The organism is Mariniphaga sediminis (assembly GCF_003573545.1).
Classification (GTDB): Bacteria; Bacteroidota; Bacteroidia; order Bacteroidales; family Prolixibacteraceae; genus Mariniphaga; species Mariniphaga sediminis.
The window spans coordinates 16,902-34,626 of record NZ_QWET01000011.1 but is presented as its reverse complement, the minus strand read 5'-3'; the positions used below and the strand labels follow the sequence as shown (position 1 = coordinate 34,626).

Here is a 17,725-nt window from a genome sequence, read left to right as displayed (position 1 = left end):
GTAGCATTTATTCGAAATGAAATGACCATGAATAAAATATATTCATACTAAATCATGATTATAATTCGCATGGAAGTTTCTTCGAATACCTTTAAAAATTAGCAATTATAATGAGATGAAAAAAATATTTCAACTAATCTTTCTTGCTGCAGCGCTGTTTTCAACCATGCTGGCTCACGGGCAGGAGAAAGATATTTCGACAAAAATCACCGGAGGAAAGTGGATCACCCGGCACGATGGCTATGTTCCGATGGCCACTTACAACCCGAAAGAAATAAAAACAGGAGAAGAGCCTGAAACTGTTAAGAGGTACAAAACCCTCGGATTCAGTTCGAACAACACGTTTGTGCTTGACTCGGCAAAACAACGTTACACCGGACACTACCAAATAGTGGATAATAAAATTATTCTCGATTTCAATCCGGTAGTAATTTCCCACCTGCGAAAAAACATGGATCCGAATACCTCTTCGTCCGATTACCAAACCGAGAAAGAAACGGTAAAGTTATCGCAGCGCACCCTTTCCCTTTCGGAAGATGGTAAATTAAAAGGCGACGGGTACGTTTATAAAAATTACAGCGGCGCTGTTTCCGGACTGCTCAACTTTTATGAATTTTCAGGATTTGCCAATATTTCCTGGAAACACATGATTATGATGCTGGTAGGCTTCTTTTTTATTTTTCTGGCTATCCGATATGAATTTGAGCCGCTACTGCTCATTCCCATCGGATTTGGTATTCTAATCGGAAACATTCCGATGTTCCAGGCAGTCGATTTCAACCTGAAGCTGGGGATTTATGAGCCGGGGTCTGTAATGAATATTCTTTACCAGGGGGTGGTACAAGGATGGTACCCGCCACTTATTTTCCTGGGAATTGGCGCGATGACTGACTTCTCGTCACTGATATCAAATCCCAAACTGATGTTGCTGGGAGCCGCCGCGCAAATCGGTATCTTTCTCACATTCCTTGGCGCCCTTTGGCTGGGTTTTGCCCCACCCGAAGCAGGAGCTATCGGAATTATTGGAGGCGCCGACGGGCCTACTGCTATTTTTATCTCTTCGAAACTGGCAAACGGAATGAACATGATGGCCAACGGGGAGGTAGTGAAAAACCTTATTGGCCCCATTGCCATTGCAGCATATTCGTACATGGCCCTGGTACCGGTTATTCAGCCGCCTGTTATAAAACTGCTTACTTCCAAAAAGGAACGGAGAATAAAAATGAAACCTCCGAGAGCTGTTTCTAAAATCGAAAAAATTCTGTTTCCCATCGTCGGCCTCATTCTTACAGCATATATTGCACCTTCTGCATTACCCTTGCTGGGGATGTTGTTCTTCGGAAATTTGCTGAAAGAATCGGGCGTAACAAAACGCCTGGCCAACACTGCCAGCAATGCGCTCATCGACACCATTACCATTCTGCTTGGGATTACCGTGGGAGCCTCCACGCAAGCCGACGTGTTTTTAACCCCTTCGTCCATAAAAATATTTGGACTGGGAGCAGCGTCGTTTGTTATTGCCACGGCAGGAGGTGTTGCCGGAGCCAAACTCATGAACCTGTTCATGAAAAAAGAGAACAAAATTAACCCGATGATTGGAGCATCAGGTGTTTCGGCCGTGCCAGACAGCGCCCGCGTGGTACAACACATGGGATTAAAAGAAGACCCGACCAACCACTTGCTCATGCACGCCATGGCGCCCAACGTAGCCGGAGTTATCGGCTCGGCAGTGGCAGCAGGTATTTTGCTCAGCTTCTTAATGTAAAAAAATAACCACTACTTTATAAAAAACCTGCTCTGGCACCAGAGCAGGTTTTTTATTGCAAAAAAAGATAGGTCTGCAACAAGTATTCTGAAGATCATTTTAATATTTTTGGATTATTAATGTGTGTATCCATGAAGATAAAAAAAACGGTTTGCCCCTTTGTACTATTGTTTTTCACCCTATTTACAACTTTTGCAGGGCAATCTGACCTAAAAAAGAATGAATTAAAAGAATCTAGTTCACAAACCCTTCGTCTTAAACAGGACATAAATTTCCGCTATTCTTTTCACAATGATTCTATTCACCGGCTTAATTTCAGATACCCTGACGGAAAAAAAGGCATCAAACCCTGGATTGCCCCTACCCTTCTTATTTCCGGCGGGACTGCTCTCCATTTTATGGATGGGGCCAGGAAAAATGTCCGCGACTTTATGCGGGAGAATTTTGCATACCACGGCCAAATTGACGATTATGCGCAATATGCCCCGCTGGCAGCTGTATACGCACTAAATGCGCTGGGTATTGACGGAAAAAACAACTTTGGAAACCGGACTGCGCTTGTTGTAAAAAGCTTTTTACTGAATGGCCTGATTACCGACCGGCTGAAATATTGGGTCAATGAAAAACGGCCCAACGGAGGCATACACTCTTTTCCGTCGGGGCACACCTCCAAGGCTTTTACGCTTGCCCACTTTATGCACAAAGAATACGGGGAACTAAGTCCCTGGTACAGTGTAGGAGCATATGCCTGTGCCACTACAGTTGGAATAATGCGCGTAGCCAAAAATGCCCACTGGGTTTCGGATGTATTTATGGGAGCAGGCATTGGCATTCTTTCTACCGAGTTGGTTTACCTCACCCATCAGTATAAATGGGACAACGAACACCTGAAACGATTTGACATTTTCCCTTTTCAGTTCGGGAATCAAAAAGGCGTAACGCTGGTTTATAATTTTTAGTCGCTGCCAACAGCAACAGAAGCGAATACATCACCCCAGAAAATCTTCCCTCAGTGGCGTAAAACTGTCAATTAACCGTACGTTTTTAGTCAACAACTTTACGGTATGTTTTTTATTGGGAGGAACGGCATACATATCTCCGGCTTTAAGATGCTGCTCCGGCTCGTCTTCACAATAAAAAATAATTTCGCCTGCTGCCACATACGAAGCCTGTTCATGCGGATGCGAATGAGGGGGTTCCGGTTCTTCCCAGGGGCCGTTGCTAAAATCAATAAGAACACACATCAGGTTATCGGTATGAATAATTTTTCGCTGAAGTCCTTCTTTTACTTTTTCGTAGGGAACTTCATCAAATTTTAGAACTGCCATAATTGCCTTTTTTAATTTTCACGAATATAAAATGAATTGGCAGGTTTACGAAATGATTGATTACTTTCGTCCCGGAAAAACGGGAAATAATGAAAAAACTGCTGTTAATACTTTGTGCGTCATTTCCATTTTGGGTATTGGCGCAACAATTTGAATACAAAGTAACGTTTGAAGGTATTGGTGACAACCGTGAATTTTTCAGTGGCAAAGCATTGTCGCAAACGATATTGGGCAGCCGGGGCGCTTTTGAAATTGGACTGGAACTGGATAACCACCGGCTTCGTGGCGGACTAAGCCAGTTGCTTGAGTTTGGCAGCGACCTCGACTACCATAAACCCAACCTGACTTTATATTACCAGTTCAGCGACGAAACTAAAAATTTTAAATTTGGCGCATTTCCCCGGAGAGGAACCATTGACTTTCCGCTGGCCATGCTCACCGATACGCTGCTTTACTACCGTCCCAACATTGAAGGGCTTTTTGGCGAAGTACGCTGGGACTGGGGACACCAAAACGGTTTTGTTGACTGGGTGAGCCGTCAAACCGAAATAAAACGCGAGAACTTTATGGCTGGTTTTTCGGGCCAACTATTTCATAAAAATATCTTCCTGCAAAATTATGTATTGCTGTTCCACGATGCAGGGCCGGCAACAGACATTCCAGGCGATCACATTAAGGATTATCTTGGTTACGCCATTCAGGCAGGAATCCGGACAGCAGAAAACAGTGTCATAAAAGGCCATCTGAAAGCCGGAATACTGGGTTCTTCCTTTCGCGAACGAAGTGTAACCAACGGATTTATCCATTCTACCAGCCTGTTTGCCGAAGCAAAAGGGCGCTACAAAAATTACGGCATTCAATCGGTTCTGAGTTCAGGGGCAGGTCACCGCTTTGCCTACGGCGATTTGTTTTACCGGCTAAAAAATTACTGGCGCACCGACGTCATTTGGTATTTTATTAATCATGAAAAGGTAAAAGGCCGGTTTAACCTGTCGTTTCATGTTCTTGACTGGAACGATCTGGATCAGCAACAGCAAATGTCTATTGTATATATTTTTGGGAAGTAAGGACCACCTCGCCCATCAAATCATAATCTTCGGCGCCGGTAATTTTCACCTGGTAAAATTCGCCTGTTTTCAGTTCTTCCGAAGATGAAATGAGTACTTCGCCATCCACTTCCGGGGAATCGTATTCTGTCCTTCCCACAAAGTAATCCTCCTCTTTCCGGTCGATGATAACCTTAAACGTTTGTCCTGTTTTTTGTTGGTTAAGTTCGGCCGAAACCTGTTGCTGAATATCCATAATTTCATCGGCACGGGCCTGTTTCACCTCTTCCGGAACATCATCTGTAAATTTTTTGCCGGCATAGGTTCCTTCTTCATGCGAATAAGTAAAAACGCCCAGCCGCTCAAACCGGGTTTCCCTGACAAACTGTTTCAGTTCTTCAAAATCGGCCTCTGTTTCTCCCGGAAACCCAACTAGCATGGTTGTCCGCAAAATTACCCCGGGAACTTCTTCCTTTATCCTTTTTATAAGCGCCTCTGTTTCTTCGCGGGATACATGGCGTAACATTCGTTTCAGTACCGGGTTGGCAATGTGTTGCAAAGGCATATCAAGGTATTTGCACACTTTGGGATTTTCGCGCATCACCGGCAAAATCTCATACGGAAATTTCGTAGGATACAAATAATGCAGGCGAATCCATTCAATACCTTCAATTTCTGAAATTTGATGAATCAGGTCGGGAAGACAATTTTTCCCGTATAAATCAAAACCGTAATACGACAATTCCTGGGCGATAAGAAGAATTTCCCTCACTCCTTTTTTGGCAAGGTAACGCGCCTCTTTCACAAGGCTTTCCATCGAGCGCGACTTGTGCCTGCCCGTCATCATAGGAATGGCACAAAATGCACAGGAACGATTGCATCCCTCGGCAATTTTCAGATAGGCAAAATGCGATGGCGTGGTAATTTTCCGCTCATAAATGTATTCGGGCTGGTAGGTGACTTTCAGCTCGTCAACCATGGCTTTCAGGTCGAACTTGCCGAAGTAGCGGTCTACTTCCGGGATTTCCTTCTCCAAATCTTTTTGATACCTTTCTGACAGGCACCCCATTACATAAAGTTTGCCAATATCCCCACGCTTTTTGGCCTCTACGTAATCAAGAATCATATCGACTGACTCCTGTTTGGCATCGTGAATAAAACCACAGGTATTCACAAAAACCGCATCGAAACCAGTGTCATTGGAATCATGCATCACTTCAAACTTTCCCTGTTCCAGTTGGTTCAGCAAAACCTCTGAGTCTACCAGGTTTTTTGAACACCCCATCGTCACCACATTCACGCGCTTCTTCTCCATCTTCGTCAGTTTACAGAAATTTCCAAATTTACCCATATCCCTGTCCGAAAATAAAACATTCCTTATTTATAATTCAAGGATATTGGCAGTACAAAGAAAAGATTTTTTTGTCTGAAATTAGTTCTGCTTCGACAGATTTAATAATAATCCAGTATCAAGTCAATGATAAATTGTCTCGTACTGTCATTTCGAATCTGAGGCACGAAGATGAGAAATCTCAATGTTGTAGCAGATTTCTCCCTGGGGTCGAAATGACATTCTGAAGTTGACATGACACTAGTTTTCGATTATAAAAAATGTAGTAGAATGACATTCAATCCAAACAATATTTGACTGGCTTAAAATTCGATAAAACAACACGTCATTAAAATATAAGAAACTGTTTAAAAATCGTAAGAATGAAATACTATATAGAATGGGGTTATGTTATATTGCACAAATTATAATATTGAAAATCAATTTATTTTACCCCAACCCTAAAGGGAGTAAATTCCTGCCAGATGTCAGACTAGGATTTTAGCAAGTAGTATATTCACCATTTCAACTCAGGTTATACTAAAATTGAATTCTTTTTCTTGCTTTTATGTTTTGCATTTTATAATTTGGAACCCTGAAAAACCAGGTCACACATAATGACTTTCAAACCAGAAATAATACTCAATACCGCAATTCATCGTGAACAACCGGTAGTTAAAGTCGGATTTACCTATAATCACGAGATAATAGACAGATTAAAAACCTGTACAAATGCCCGCTGGAGCCAGACAATGAGGTGCTGGTACATTCCTGAAAACGATTTTAACCTTGGGAGTTTCTTTACAGCGATGAACCCCATGGCATTTATCAATTATTCGGCTGTAATACAAAACACTCACCTTCAGCCAAAAAACGATCGACCAAAGCCCCCCAAAAAAATAACAAACGCAAATATTGTACTCCCCAAAGGTTATTTGGAACAGCTCCAACAAAAGCGGTACAGTGAAAATACCGTCAAAACATACATCCATTATTTTAAAAATTTTATCGCTAATTTTTCAGACAGAGAATTGTCCCATATTACCAAAGAAGAAATCAATGAGTATATTTTACGCTTAATTAATGAGCGAAATATTTCTCCGTCGCAACAAAATCAGCGCATTAATGCCATTAAGTTTTATTTTGAAAAGGTATTGGGAAGAGATAAAGAATATTATGACATTGGCAGGCCCCGGAAAAAGCGAAGTTTACCTGAGGTTTTAAGCAAAACAGAGGTTGGCGCGATGATAAAAAACACTGAAAACCGGAAGCACAAGTGTTTAATTGCTCTAATTTATTCGTGTGGACTCAGGCGGAGCGAAGCCATTAATCTCAGGCTAAAAGATATAGACTCGAAACGGATGCTGATTAAACTCAACGATGCCAAGGGAGGTAAAGACCGGTACATTAATTTGCCATTGCAACTCCTTACCTTTTTAAAGGAATATTACCGGGAATACAGGCCATTGATTTACCTATTTGAAGGGCAAATGAGGGGACAGTACAGTGCCGAGTCTGTTTGGAAAGTTATTCGGGAGGCGGCCAAACGGGCAGGTATAAAAAAACGGGTTTATCCGCACATATTACGACACAGTTTTGCAACGCATCATATTGAACAGGGAATTGATATACGTTACATACAAGAATGGATGGGACATGAAAGCATTAAAACCACACAACGGTACACTCATGTAGCGGGGAATAACTTTAATTTCAGAAATTTACTGGATGATATTCTATAATTTTTTTTAATACATTTACGCAAACGTTACAACGCATAAAAAAATAACTTTTAATAAACTAAAACAATAAAACAAAAAACTCTGCGCCAAAAGCGGGCAAGCAAACGAAAACAAGCCAAAAAGAGACACTACAGTTCTCAAGCAATTGACATTCAGAAAGAAACAAAACAGAAAACAATAATTCTCAAGGACATACTAGCTGTAATTGAGAAAGCGGAGCTTTGAAAAGAGTTAACAAAACAAAAAATATTCTGTTTCGGAATCGGCCCAGTTTGAAGACAAATTATTAACAAAAAATGACTGCAATAAAAGACAAGTTGACAATTCAAAAAACAGGCGATAATAGAGATATATATTTACTAGTACATATACACAGACGTTAACGGCAAGTTTGAGGAAAAAATGGGTGGTTATTTAAAACGTTCGTTCTTTGGTTTTTTGCTCGCCCCGTAAATCGCTGTCACAAAACTTGCAAATGTTTGGTTAGTGCAAGTCGCCAATTTTGGGGGTCTGATACTTTGCCAAACTGTTTTGCAACCTGACTGTGCGGCACAATTTTAAGAACAGCCTATGGTTATTCAGACAGTTTGATTTTTGGCCTTCTGGTATTTAGGCTGGTATTAAAAAAATTGGCAGGAATATTTTGCGCACGCAAGTTTTCCGCCAGCGGCATAAGTTAGGAATGGTAAAGCTCACGTTTCAACTTTGTAATCGGCAGTGGTTACCTACAGCCCACAAGCAACTTTGATTTTGGGGGTTAAAAAAAAATTTAGATACCAAGTGGTTACTTGGAAAATTGACGTATAAATTGATACTTTTATACTGTTAACAACTTGACCATGAATAAAAAACCAGCCGTTAACAATTTGTATATGGCAGGCGGGGGTTTTAGCGGTCTGACAAGTCAGACCACTCGCCCACTTTCCTGCGGGTCTGACACGATTTCTTCCAGAAATCCCGCCCGACCACATACAAGTGACCGTTACCGGCAAGGCTGAAAAAGATGATGTGAACTTTGAAATAGAGTAAAAAAACTATAAGAAAATCAAAACTTCAGTATGATAAATAAGTTTGAACGACTTGTGTCCATAGGTAAATTTCGCGACTATCAAGCTGCGGGTCAAGTCAATTTCCGTAAAATGACTTTAATCTATGGCGACAACGGAGGAGGTAAAACAACGTTAACCTCCGTTCTGCGTTCATTGACAACAAATAATCCAGACATCATACGAAGTAGAATTTCAACAAATTATACTGCACCACAAGCAGCCCAAATTACACAAATTGGGACACCAAATATATATCACACTTTTGGCTCAACAGGTTGGTCAATAACTTTTCCAGACATTGAAATTTTTGATATTCACTTTGTGAATGAAAACATTTATTCGGGTTTTGACTTTAATGACGAACATAAAAAACAACTTCATCAATTTGTAATTGGAGCACAAGGAATTGCCATACAAAACCAGATTGAGCAAAATAAAGCGGATAAAGCGGCATCCAGACAAAATCAAGCAACAATTGAACTTCAATTGATTCAGCAAGTCAGGAACAATTTGACGAGAGATTTGATTGCATCCTTTCTTACTATTCCAGTTGCACAAGCTAACAACATTGCCCAACTTATTGTAAATGCAGAAGCTGCGTTAGCCAGTGCAAACGCAAATTCGATTATTCAGACATTACAAACTCTTTCACTTCTTACTAATATAGATTCAGGAATTGATTTTGAAACTTTAGTTACTGATTTGCAAACGACTTCACAATCAATTCAGAACGAAGCATTGCAATCAATATTTGAGGAACACTGCCACGATTTAGAAACTAATACAATTGATGGTGCAGAAGGTTGGTTACAGAAAGGTTTTGGATATATTGAAAGCAAACAAAATGCTAATGAAACGGAGATTTTCTGTCCTTTCTGCAAACAAGCAATTAACGATACGATAGAAATCATTAATGCCTATACAATTAAGTTCAATGCTGAATTTAATTCATTAATTGAGCGTCTTCAAAATCATCTGACTTCTCTTCAAAACTTTAATTTGGATGCAATAATTCAAGCAATTAATAACATCAATCAATTAAATATTGAAAGAATTGCATCATGGACAGCGCATTTACCCAATACAGTACAAACTCCAACTTTTAATATAATTGCTAACGAAGCTACATTAAGAACAGAATTACATAATATAATAACTTCGGTTCAACAAAAGATTCAAAATCCTTCATTAGCAGTGGCTACCGCCACTGCTAATGATTTTTGTTTGTCATTGCAAACAATTAATTCAAATATTGATATTTACAATCAAAGTGTAGCATCGTACAATTTAGCAGCTTTAAATTTTCGCGCTAACATTTTGACTGTTCCCAATGCGCAACTTGAAGTTGACAGATTGAAACGAATTCAAAAAAGATTTGAAGCCCCAATAGCAGCACTTTGTAATCAATTAATAACAGAAAGACAAAATCTAAGAACACTCGAATTAGCTTATCCCCCACTTGTTCAGCAGCAACAAGCTGCAGCAACAGCTTTTTTTACTAACTATCAAGCACGAATCAATCACTATTTAGGCACCGTTTTCAAAACACTTTTTAGAATAGATAACGTTGTCCATATTCCGCCGCAAGGAAGAGCGACTCAAAGCAAAATTGGCTATAAACTTACCATTGACGGCAAAGATATTTCATTTGTTCCAAACCAACCTTTTAGTGCTAAGGAATGCTTAAGTGAAGGAGATAAAAGCACAATTGCTTTAGCTTTCTTTTTATCAAAACTCGACATTGACCCAAATCGCCAAAACAAAATTTTAGTTTTTGACGACCCATTGTCTAGTTTAGATACTAACCGAAGAACTTACACAATTGGAATCATCAAAACTTTGTTTCAGCAAATGAAACAAGTAGTTATTTTAAGTCACAACGAATATTTTCTTCACGAAATAGGAAAAGATATTACAGCTTACGAAAAGTCGTCATTAAGAATTACTGAGAATTTTGCAGCTAAAGCTTCGATAATTGAACCTTGCGATTTAGATGAATTAGTTAAAAATGATTACTTCAAACACATAGAAGCACTTGAAGCCTTTAGAATCAATCCTGACCATTCAAAAAAAGATACTGTAATAGGATGGTTAAGAAATGTACTTGAATCCCATTTGAGATTTAAGTTTTATAAAGAAATAAGGGCTATGACAGGGCAAAAAACTTTTGGAAGATTAATCACTTTTCTTGACACTTCAGGTGTGGTTTTTAGAGATAATGCAAACAGGGCAACAATAATTTCAAATCTTAACTTAATAAATAGTGTTTCGTGGAAGCCGCATCATGGAATTCCAATGCCTAACTATACAACAATTGGGATTAATCCGAATACATTGACAGCACCTGAATTAGATAATTTGATACAAGACACCCTCAATTTGATAGATGTACAACTATGATAAAAAGAGAAATTAAAATAAGAAAAAAGCCCAGCCGGTAACAAATTGTATATGGCAGGCGGGGGTTTCAGCGGTCTGACAAGTCAGACCTTGCACCCACTTTCCTGCGGGTCTGACACGATTTCTTCCAGAAATCCCGCCCGACCACATACAAGTGACCGTTGGCGGTAATATTAAAAACAGACAGTAATGCTTGAAAATCAAGATGAAATAAGGACGATTGTTTACACAGTGACAGAAATTCTAAAAGCTGATAAGCTTGATGAATTGACTGAAATTTTGAATAGTGCCCAAATAACTTTGGAGCAGACTGGATATGATAATTGGAATGGAGGCACTTATTTCTATACACTACATTTACTAGTTGACATTGGCACATTCGTAAAAATTCGTGATAGAATTCAAAGTGTGGAATCCGCCTTACTTGAAAAATTTAGTGTCGCAACAAGACATTATGAAAACGAAGGAATATCAAATATTACGATTGTTCCAAAAGCAAAACCTAAAATTGATTGGGCTAGACTTGGGGGAACAATTAGTAAAGAACAACTTGTTCAAGATATTGAATTTCTTAAAAATACCATGATTTCTGTAGCTACTGGGGGACAAAGGATTCCAGATATAAACGACCAATTTAAACATAAATATACGACAACTGATAAAGCACTACAAAAACTGAATTTTAAAAATCCTAACCCACACAAAGACCTTTGGGAATGGTATGGTAAATGGAGTTCAACGTTTTCAAAATACAGCGAAAGAAGAACATACATTAATGAAATGTATAATTCTCTTATTCAAATGTTAGAGGAAAATGAAGAGCCAGATTTCATAAGTGTAACAGTTGACTTGACTGATTGGGAAAGGATTGAAAGGTCTGTAAACGAAATTAGATTAAGACAAAACGAAGCTAAAACAGAAGAACAATTTCAAGTGGTTGGATTATTAAGTCGTGAAACTATTATTACATTAGCTCAGGCAGTTTTTAATAAAGAGAAACACCCAATACTCGACGGGAAGGAGGTTAGTAAGACAGATGCTAAAAGAATGCTTGAAGCTTATATTGCAGTTGAATTATCAGGTTCAAGTAATGAGATTTTACGAAAGTATGCAAGGGCAACATTAGACTTAGCTAATGAATTGACACATAAAAGGACAGCGACAAAAAAAGAAGCTTCATTGTGTGCGACAGCAACGATTTCCTTGATAAATTTAATAGGGACAATTGAAGGAAGAATATAAAATACTACCGCCAACAATGTATATACAAAATAGGCGAAATGGCAGTAAATTCAAGGGTTGTAGCCCGCTTCAACTTCTCAACGGTTTGATAATTTTGAAGCCCGCAATCGCCTACTTTGCATATACTCACCGTTACCGCCAAGTGTAAAAAGACGACAATCCTAAGATTAAAAAGTAAACCATTTTGAAAGTACAGAAAAACGAAATATTGGTACAACAGGAAAGGCAATTGCCGACCCACATTGCACACATTGCCAAAGCCTCACAAGCCAACGCAAAAACCAAAGCTTTGTCAAAGAGTGCAATTTTTGCCTTCACTCAAATGAAATGTAATTATGTCAGATAAAGGGAGCGTATTTCAAAAAGGAGGAGGAGGAACAAATTTTGAACAACTCGTTCAAACTGCATTTCTCACAACACTTATTATTCGTGGTAATGTTCCTTGTATTGCTTCAGGAGAACTCTCAGAGGTTGCCTTACAAGTAACCAATAGAGGATATGAAACTGACGATTTCATGGCTACTGCAAAGTCAAAGATTGGCGAGCATCGTTTACTGATTCAAGTAAAACACGACATATCATTTACCGCTGGCAATGAAAAATTCAAAGAAGTAATAAGTGCTTTTTGGAAAGATTATAACAACACTTCAATTTTTGATAAAAAAAGAGATAAACTAATAGTTGTAAAAAATGGGTTAACGAAAGATGAACGAAATCATCTTAAATCACTTTTTAATTGGGCAAGAAGCCACGCAACGGAAACAGATTTTATTTCGGAAGTAAGTAGAATTAAAGGAAAGAAGGACAGGTTAGCTGTTTTTCGTGAAGTGTTAAAAGAAGCGAACAACAAAACCGTTTTAACCGACAAAGAGATTTGGGATTTTTTGAAATGCGTTGATGTTTTGGAATATGATTTCTTAAACGAAGGAAGCGTTGACAAAACATATTTTCTTAATTTGATTAAACTTTGCAAAAGCAAAGAATCAACAGCAAGCGACAACGAAATTTGGAATAGTATTTTTTCATACGTTGCAACGCTTAACCCAAATGGGGGAAGTGCAACTCTGGAAAGTATTAAAGAAGAAGATTTCTATAAGCATTTTGACAATGCACAATTAAGCCCATACTTAAAATCAGTTGAAAAGCTTAAATCAGATAGCAAAGAGATTTTAAGACCAATAAAAACGTCAATCGGTATAGGTGATAATAAATTTAAACTACCGAGAACCGAATCAAGAGAAAATATTTTAAACGCAATAAGCAATTATCAACTTACAATTGTTACCGGAAAACCCGGTGTCGGAAAATCGGCTGAAATCAAAGAAGTTCTTCAAAAAGATTTTCCAAATGCAAGTGTTTTTGTTTTTAGAGCAGACCAATTCAATGCACCTACTATTGCGAATGTTTTTTCAAGTCAAGGTGTAAATGAAACAATACAAGACATTTTCTCGTGCATTTCTCTGATTCCAGAAAAGATTATTTTCATTGACAGTTTGGAAAAATTATTGGAATCAGACCCTGAATGTGCTTTCAAACAAATATTAGCGTTACTTCAAGAACATCCAGAAATAAAAATCATTACTGCATCCCGAAAATATGCCGTTGACTTAATCACTTTAAAATTTGGAATTGATAAAAACGTCACAAACATAATTGACATTCCAACACTTGATGAAGCAGAGTTGAAACTTGTCGCAGAAAAATTTCCACAATTAAACAGCGTCCTAAAAAATAATAAAGTCAAAAAGTTGCTTCAAAGTCCTAAATATCTTGACTTTTCAATCCTAGCAATTAGTAAAACAAACGATGATTATTCCAATGTTTCACTAACTGAATTTAAAGATAAGCTATGGAATTCATTGGTTGTAGATTCAACTAATACAAAAAATGGGCTTCCTATTAAACGTGAAGAAGCGTTTAAAGAAATTGCTGTAAAGAGAGCGAAAGAAATGAAACTCTTTACAAAGCCCGATAAATCTGATGCTGAAGCAATCGCTTGTTTAGAAAACGATGAAATAGTATTTCAAGAAAACAACAATAGAAAATATTCCCCGACTCACGATATTTTGGAAGATTGGGCATTGGTGAAATATGTCTCTTCAAAATTTGAAGATTTTCCCAACCCAAAAGATTTATTCAGCAATTTGGGTAACGAACCGGCAATTAGACGTGCTTTTCGTCTTTGGGTAGAAGATTATCTAATTGACAACAGTAGCAAAATAAATGAGTTGATTAAAGCAACTATTTCTGACCAAACGATTGAAAAATATTGGGCTGATGAATTGTTAGTCGCCGCTTTTAAGTCAGAAAATAGCAGTTCGTTTTTTACCTTTTTTGAAAAAGAACTTCTTAATGAAGAGGCTTCCTTTTTCAACAGATGTCTTCATATCATTAAAACTTGTTGCAAAGAAAGTGACCAGAATGCCAGCAATAATAATTTGCTATTGCCTATAGGTTCAGGGTGGAAAGAAGTAATTTTATTTATTCAAAAACACATTACTCAATTAGATGTAATAAAACTTTCAATACTCAACTTTCTTTCGGATTGGTATTACCGATTGCTTTTTCAATATTATAAAATTGAAAATATAGAATTGGAAGCAGCAAAATCAATCGTCCTCACATATTTGAAAGAAGTTGAAGAAGAAAAGGAATTCTGGCAAGAAGAAAATATGAAAAGTAAGTCAAAAGATTTGATTACTATTTTATTTGACTTGTCGGATATTTCTAAAGTAGAGATTAAACAACTAATATCAAGAGCCTTTGCCTATAAAGAAAATCGAGATTTGTGGAGATTAAATTCATTTTATAAAAATGTAATTGAAAGTTGCCTTTCAGGCGTAGGGAATCAACGTTTGGTAAAAGAATTGCCAGAACTAATAGTTGAAACCGCTTGGAAGCATTGGAAATTTGTTCCGCCTAAAAAAGAAGATTTTCCTGAAGATAGATTTGGAATAATGGCAAGCCATTCTTTGAGAGATGAAGAATGTTGGGGAATTAAAGATAGACATTCTTTCTTCCCTTCGGGAATATATAAAACCCCAATTTATAATTTATTGATATTTCACCCAATAATTGGCTTAAAATTCATTATTGATTTCATTAACTATTCGGTTGATTTCTATGTAAATGCTACTTGTGAATACAAACACAAAATCTCTCAAATAGAAATTGAACTAAACGATGGAACAATTGTAAAACAATGGGCGGCTTGGGAATTGTGGGCTGCATATAGAGGTTCAAGCGTCACCAATTATGCATTGGAATCTTTACTTAAAAGTTTAGAAAAGTATATGCTTGAGACGGCAAGCTATAATACAGATGTCAGTAAAAAGAACTTACAATTTATGTTCAATTACTTGCTAAAGGAAAGTAATAATGTTGCCATTACTAGTGTATTGAATAGTGTTGCTATTGCTTACCCAAAAGTTGTTGAAGAAGAAATGATTCCAATATTAAGTATTAAGGAGTTCTATGAATGGGATTTAAGTAGAGCATCACAAGAACACGTTCCATTAGCCATATTTGATAATGACGTTCCATTTGCTCAAAAAGAAACGGCAAAATCAAATCAACTTCCTCATAGGAAGAAATATACAAGAGGATTAGTTGATTTTATCGTTGATTATCAGTTCAACGTACAAATTATTAATCAACAAATTCATCATCTTTTTGATAAACTTCAAGCAAAAGTCAAGGATGATGATGTGAGATGGAAAAAGCTACTTAATGAAATCGATATAAGAAAGTGGGAAGTTAAACCGTATGATGAAAAACTTGGCGGATTTATTATTCAACCCAAATATGAAAAAGATGTTGCTGAATATATAGATTCTAATAGTGCCTACATTGAAGCACAAAACAAAGCAGCCACATATTCAGGAATAATTTCGAAAGCATATACTAAAGAGGAAGCAATTAGTTATGAAAAATGGTTAGAGTGCCATAATTATTACTCTGATGCTAAAAATTTAGATATTTTATTCAGTAAACCGATAAGTCTTGCTATTCTCGGGTTAAGGGATTTTTCAAGTAATATTACATCAAAGCAAAAATCTTGGTGTATTAAAACAATTGTAGATGCGGTAGGCGCAATTCTACAAGATACATTTAGTCGGAACTATGGATTGAACAAAGGTTACAATATTATGGAAAAGGATATCGCTTTATCCTCTTTCCATTTGCTTATGCAAAATGCAGATAGCGATGAAGATAAAAACGGAATAATAGCAACGATGGTTTATATGTTGTTTGCTCCGTTTCACGACCATGAAGTTGACAAAATAACAAAATACGTTAGAGACACTTTTTTTAAAAAATATTTTGAAGAAGCTAAAAGAGTTTGGCTTGGTCTTATTAAATATTCCAATTTCAAAAAAGCTAATCCAAAATTCTATGGATACCAAGATGAGGATACTTTAAATGAGGTACTGAAAAAAGAAGAAGAATTCGTTCAACAAATTTCTTCTGACAAGCACCTAAAATTAGACCTTTCAGAAATAGATTTGGAAAAAAGTGAAGGATATTTATTAGCAAGGGCATTTGTAATTATACCATATGATACCATAGATAAAGATTTCGAATCATTCATTACACATTTTATTCCATTACTGACTGCTGATTTACAGCACGAAGAAAATTACTCTTACAATCGCAAGAAGGGAGAAAGGCAAATTCATCACCAATCTGTTCATGATATTGAATTTTATTTGGCAGAACTTTTTTTAAAAGCAAATAGCGAATTAGCGAAATCTGTTTTGGATTTAATCATAGACCCAATTTACAAACTTGAAGCTCAAAGTTTTAGAGGACGGAATGACTTATTTGATTTTACTTCAAAAATAACCGAATACGTTATTTACAAATTAGATGATATTATTGCCAATTCTAATGATGAAGATTTAACCAAAAAACTCATCGCAAACTTTTGGGCATTATGGCAAAAATTCTTTATCAAAATCAAAACAAGTGGCAAACATTATTTTCTAACTACACTATTCCTAGATATTAAATGGAAAGAAACAGCAAATCATTGGCAACCGCTTGAAAACAAAAAAGATTTTTATCAGTCAATGGTTAAAGATTTGGGAAAACATAAAACGACTTCAATCCTTAATGTTTTTTCAACTATTGGCGAAAAAACTTTTCTTCCTGAATCAATTAGTTGGTTAGTAGAAATATTTAAAACTGAACCAACCACTACACTTGCTTTAATGAATCCTTCCGCGGAAAGAATGATAAAACGACTTTTCTATAACCATATTTCAATTATCAAAAATGATAAAAACCTAGTTGACGAATATGTTTGGATTTTAAACCGAATGGTTGATTTAGGTTCGTCAGAAGCATATTTATTTAGAGAAAATGTAATTACGTATAAAAATGCTAATTAAGCCAACACAAATGGTGGCACATTTGCAATTCGCACCAGCCGACATTAAAACCAAAAATTGCAAAAGAGCCACCAAGCCTAACGCACGGCAGACAGAGAAACAGTAGCAAATTGAGTAAAAATGACTGAAAAAATAAACACCAGGCGGTAACACGCGGTATAGTTAATAAGGGTTTCAGTGGTTTTCGGGGCGCAGTAACCCGCTCCAAAATTAGCTGTAACTTGACAGGAAAGAAGCCCGCAATCCCTTACTAACCATACCGCCACCGTTAACGGCAAGTTTGAGGAAAAAATGGGTGGTTATTTAAAACGTTCGTTCTTTGGTTTTTTGCTCGCCCCGTAAATCGCTGTCACAAAACTTGCAAATGTTTGGTTAGTGCAAGTCGCCAATTTTGGGGGTCTGATACTTTGCCAAACTGTTTTGCAACCTG

9 protein-coding genes are annotated in these 17,725 nt (G+C 37.2%); 7 read left to right on the top strand and 2 right to left on the bottom strand.

Translation table 11 applies throughout. The features are described 5' to 3' along the window. The first annotated feature begins 115 nt into the window (after positions 1 to 115). Both D1164_RS14690 and D1164_RS14685 read left to right on the top strand, forming a co-directional pair. On the top strand, positions 116 to 1,765 hold the full coding sequence (locus D1164_RS14690; RefSeq protein ID WP_241558291.1) for a sodium ion-translocating decarboxylase subunit beta: 1,650 nt from the start codon (positions 116 to 118) through the stop codon (positions 1,763 to 1,765). Between the two features lie 131 nt (positions 1,766 to 1,896). Beyond that, entirely contained in the window at positions 1,897 to 2,724 is an 828-nt protein-coding gene (locus D1164_RS14685) for a phosphatase PAP2 family protein (protein ID WP_172594477.1), read from the top strand. A 30-nt stretch (positions 2,725 to 2,754) separates the two neighbouring features. Here D1164_RS14685 and D1164_RS14680 read toward each other — a convergent pair whose 3' ends face one another. Next, positions 2,755 to 3,093 (bottom strand): cupin domain-containing protein, encoded by a 339-nt coding sequence (locus D1164_RS14680; RefSeq protein ID WP_119350762.1) that lies wholly within the window; start codon positions 3,091 to 3,093, stop codon positions 2,755 to 2,757. Between the two features lie 89 nt (positions 3,094 to 3,182). On the opposite strand from D1164_RS14680, the gene D1164_RS14675 reads away from it, so the two are divergent. Further along, the gene (locus D1164_RS14675; RefSeq protein WP_147372198.1) at positions 3,183 to 4,160 is read left to right on the top strand and encodes a hypothetical protein; all 978 of its coding nucleotides are present in this window, start codon (positions 3,183 to 3,185) and stop codon (positions 4,158 to 4,160) included. Here D1164_RS14675 and rimO read toward each other — a convergent pair. Then, the gene (gene rimO, locus D1164_RS14670) at positions 4,135 to 5,454 is read right to left on the bottom strand and encodes a 30S ribosomal protein S12 methylthiotransferase RimO (protein WP_119350870.1); all 1,320 of its coding nucleotides are present in this window, start codon (positions 5,452 to 5,454) and stop codon (positions 4,135 to 4,137) included. The two genes, D1164_RS14675 and rimO, sit on opposite strands and share 26 nt — an antisense overlap. A gap of 632 nt (positions 5,455 to 6,086) precedes the next feature. Between rimO and xerA the strand changes: the two genes are divergently transcribed. The 4 genes from xerA to D1164_RS14645 all read left to right on the top strand — a co-directional run bounded on the left by xerA (position 6,087) and on the right by D1164_RS14645 (position 17,295). After that, on the top strand, positions 6,087 to 7,211 hold the full coding sequence (gene xerA, locus D1164_RS14665) for a site-specific tyrosine recombinase/integron integrase (RefSeq protein ID WP_206611024.1): 1,125 nt from the start codon (positions 6,087 to 6,089) through the stop codon (positions 7,209 to 7,211). Positions 7,212 to 8,269: 1,058 nt separating this feature from the next. Then, positions 8,270 to 10,660: an AAA family ATPase gene (locus D1164_RS14655; RefSeq protein ID WP_119350759.1), complete on the top strand. Its 2,391-nt coding sequence runs from the start codon at positions 8,270 to 8,272 to the stop codon at positions 10,658 to 10,660. 189 nt (positions 10,661 to 10,849) lie between these two features. After that, entirely contained in the window at positions 10,850 to 11,902 is a 1,053-nt protein-coding gene (locus tag D1164_RS14650; protein WP_119350758.1) for a hypothetical protein, read from the top strand. A 335-nt stretch (positions 11,903 to 12,237) separates the two neighbouring features. After that, complete coding sequence (locus tag D1164_RS14645) at positions 12,238 to 17,295, top strand: hypothetical protein (RefSeq protein WP_119350757.1); 5,058 nt, start codon at positions 12,238 to 12,240, stop codon at positions 17,293 to 17,295. Positions 17,296 to 17,725 lie beyond the last annotated feature (430 nt).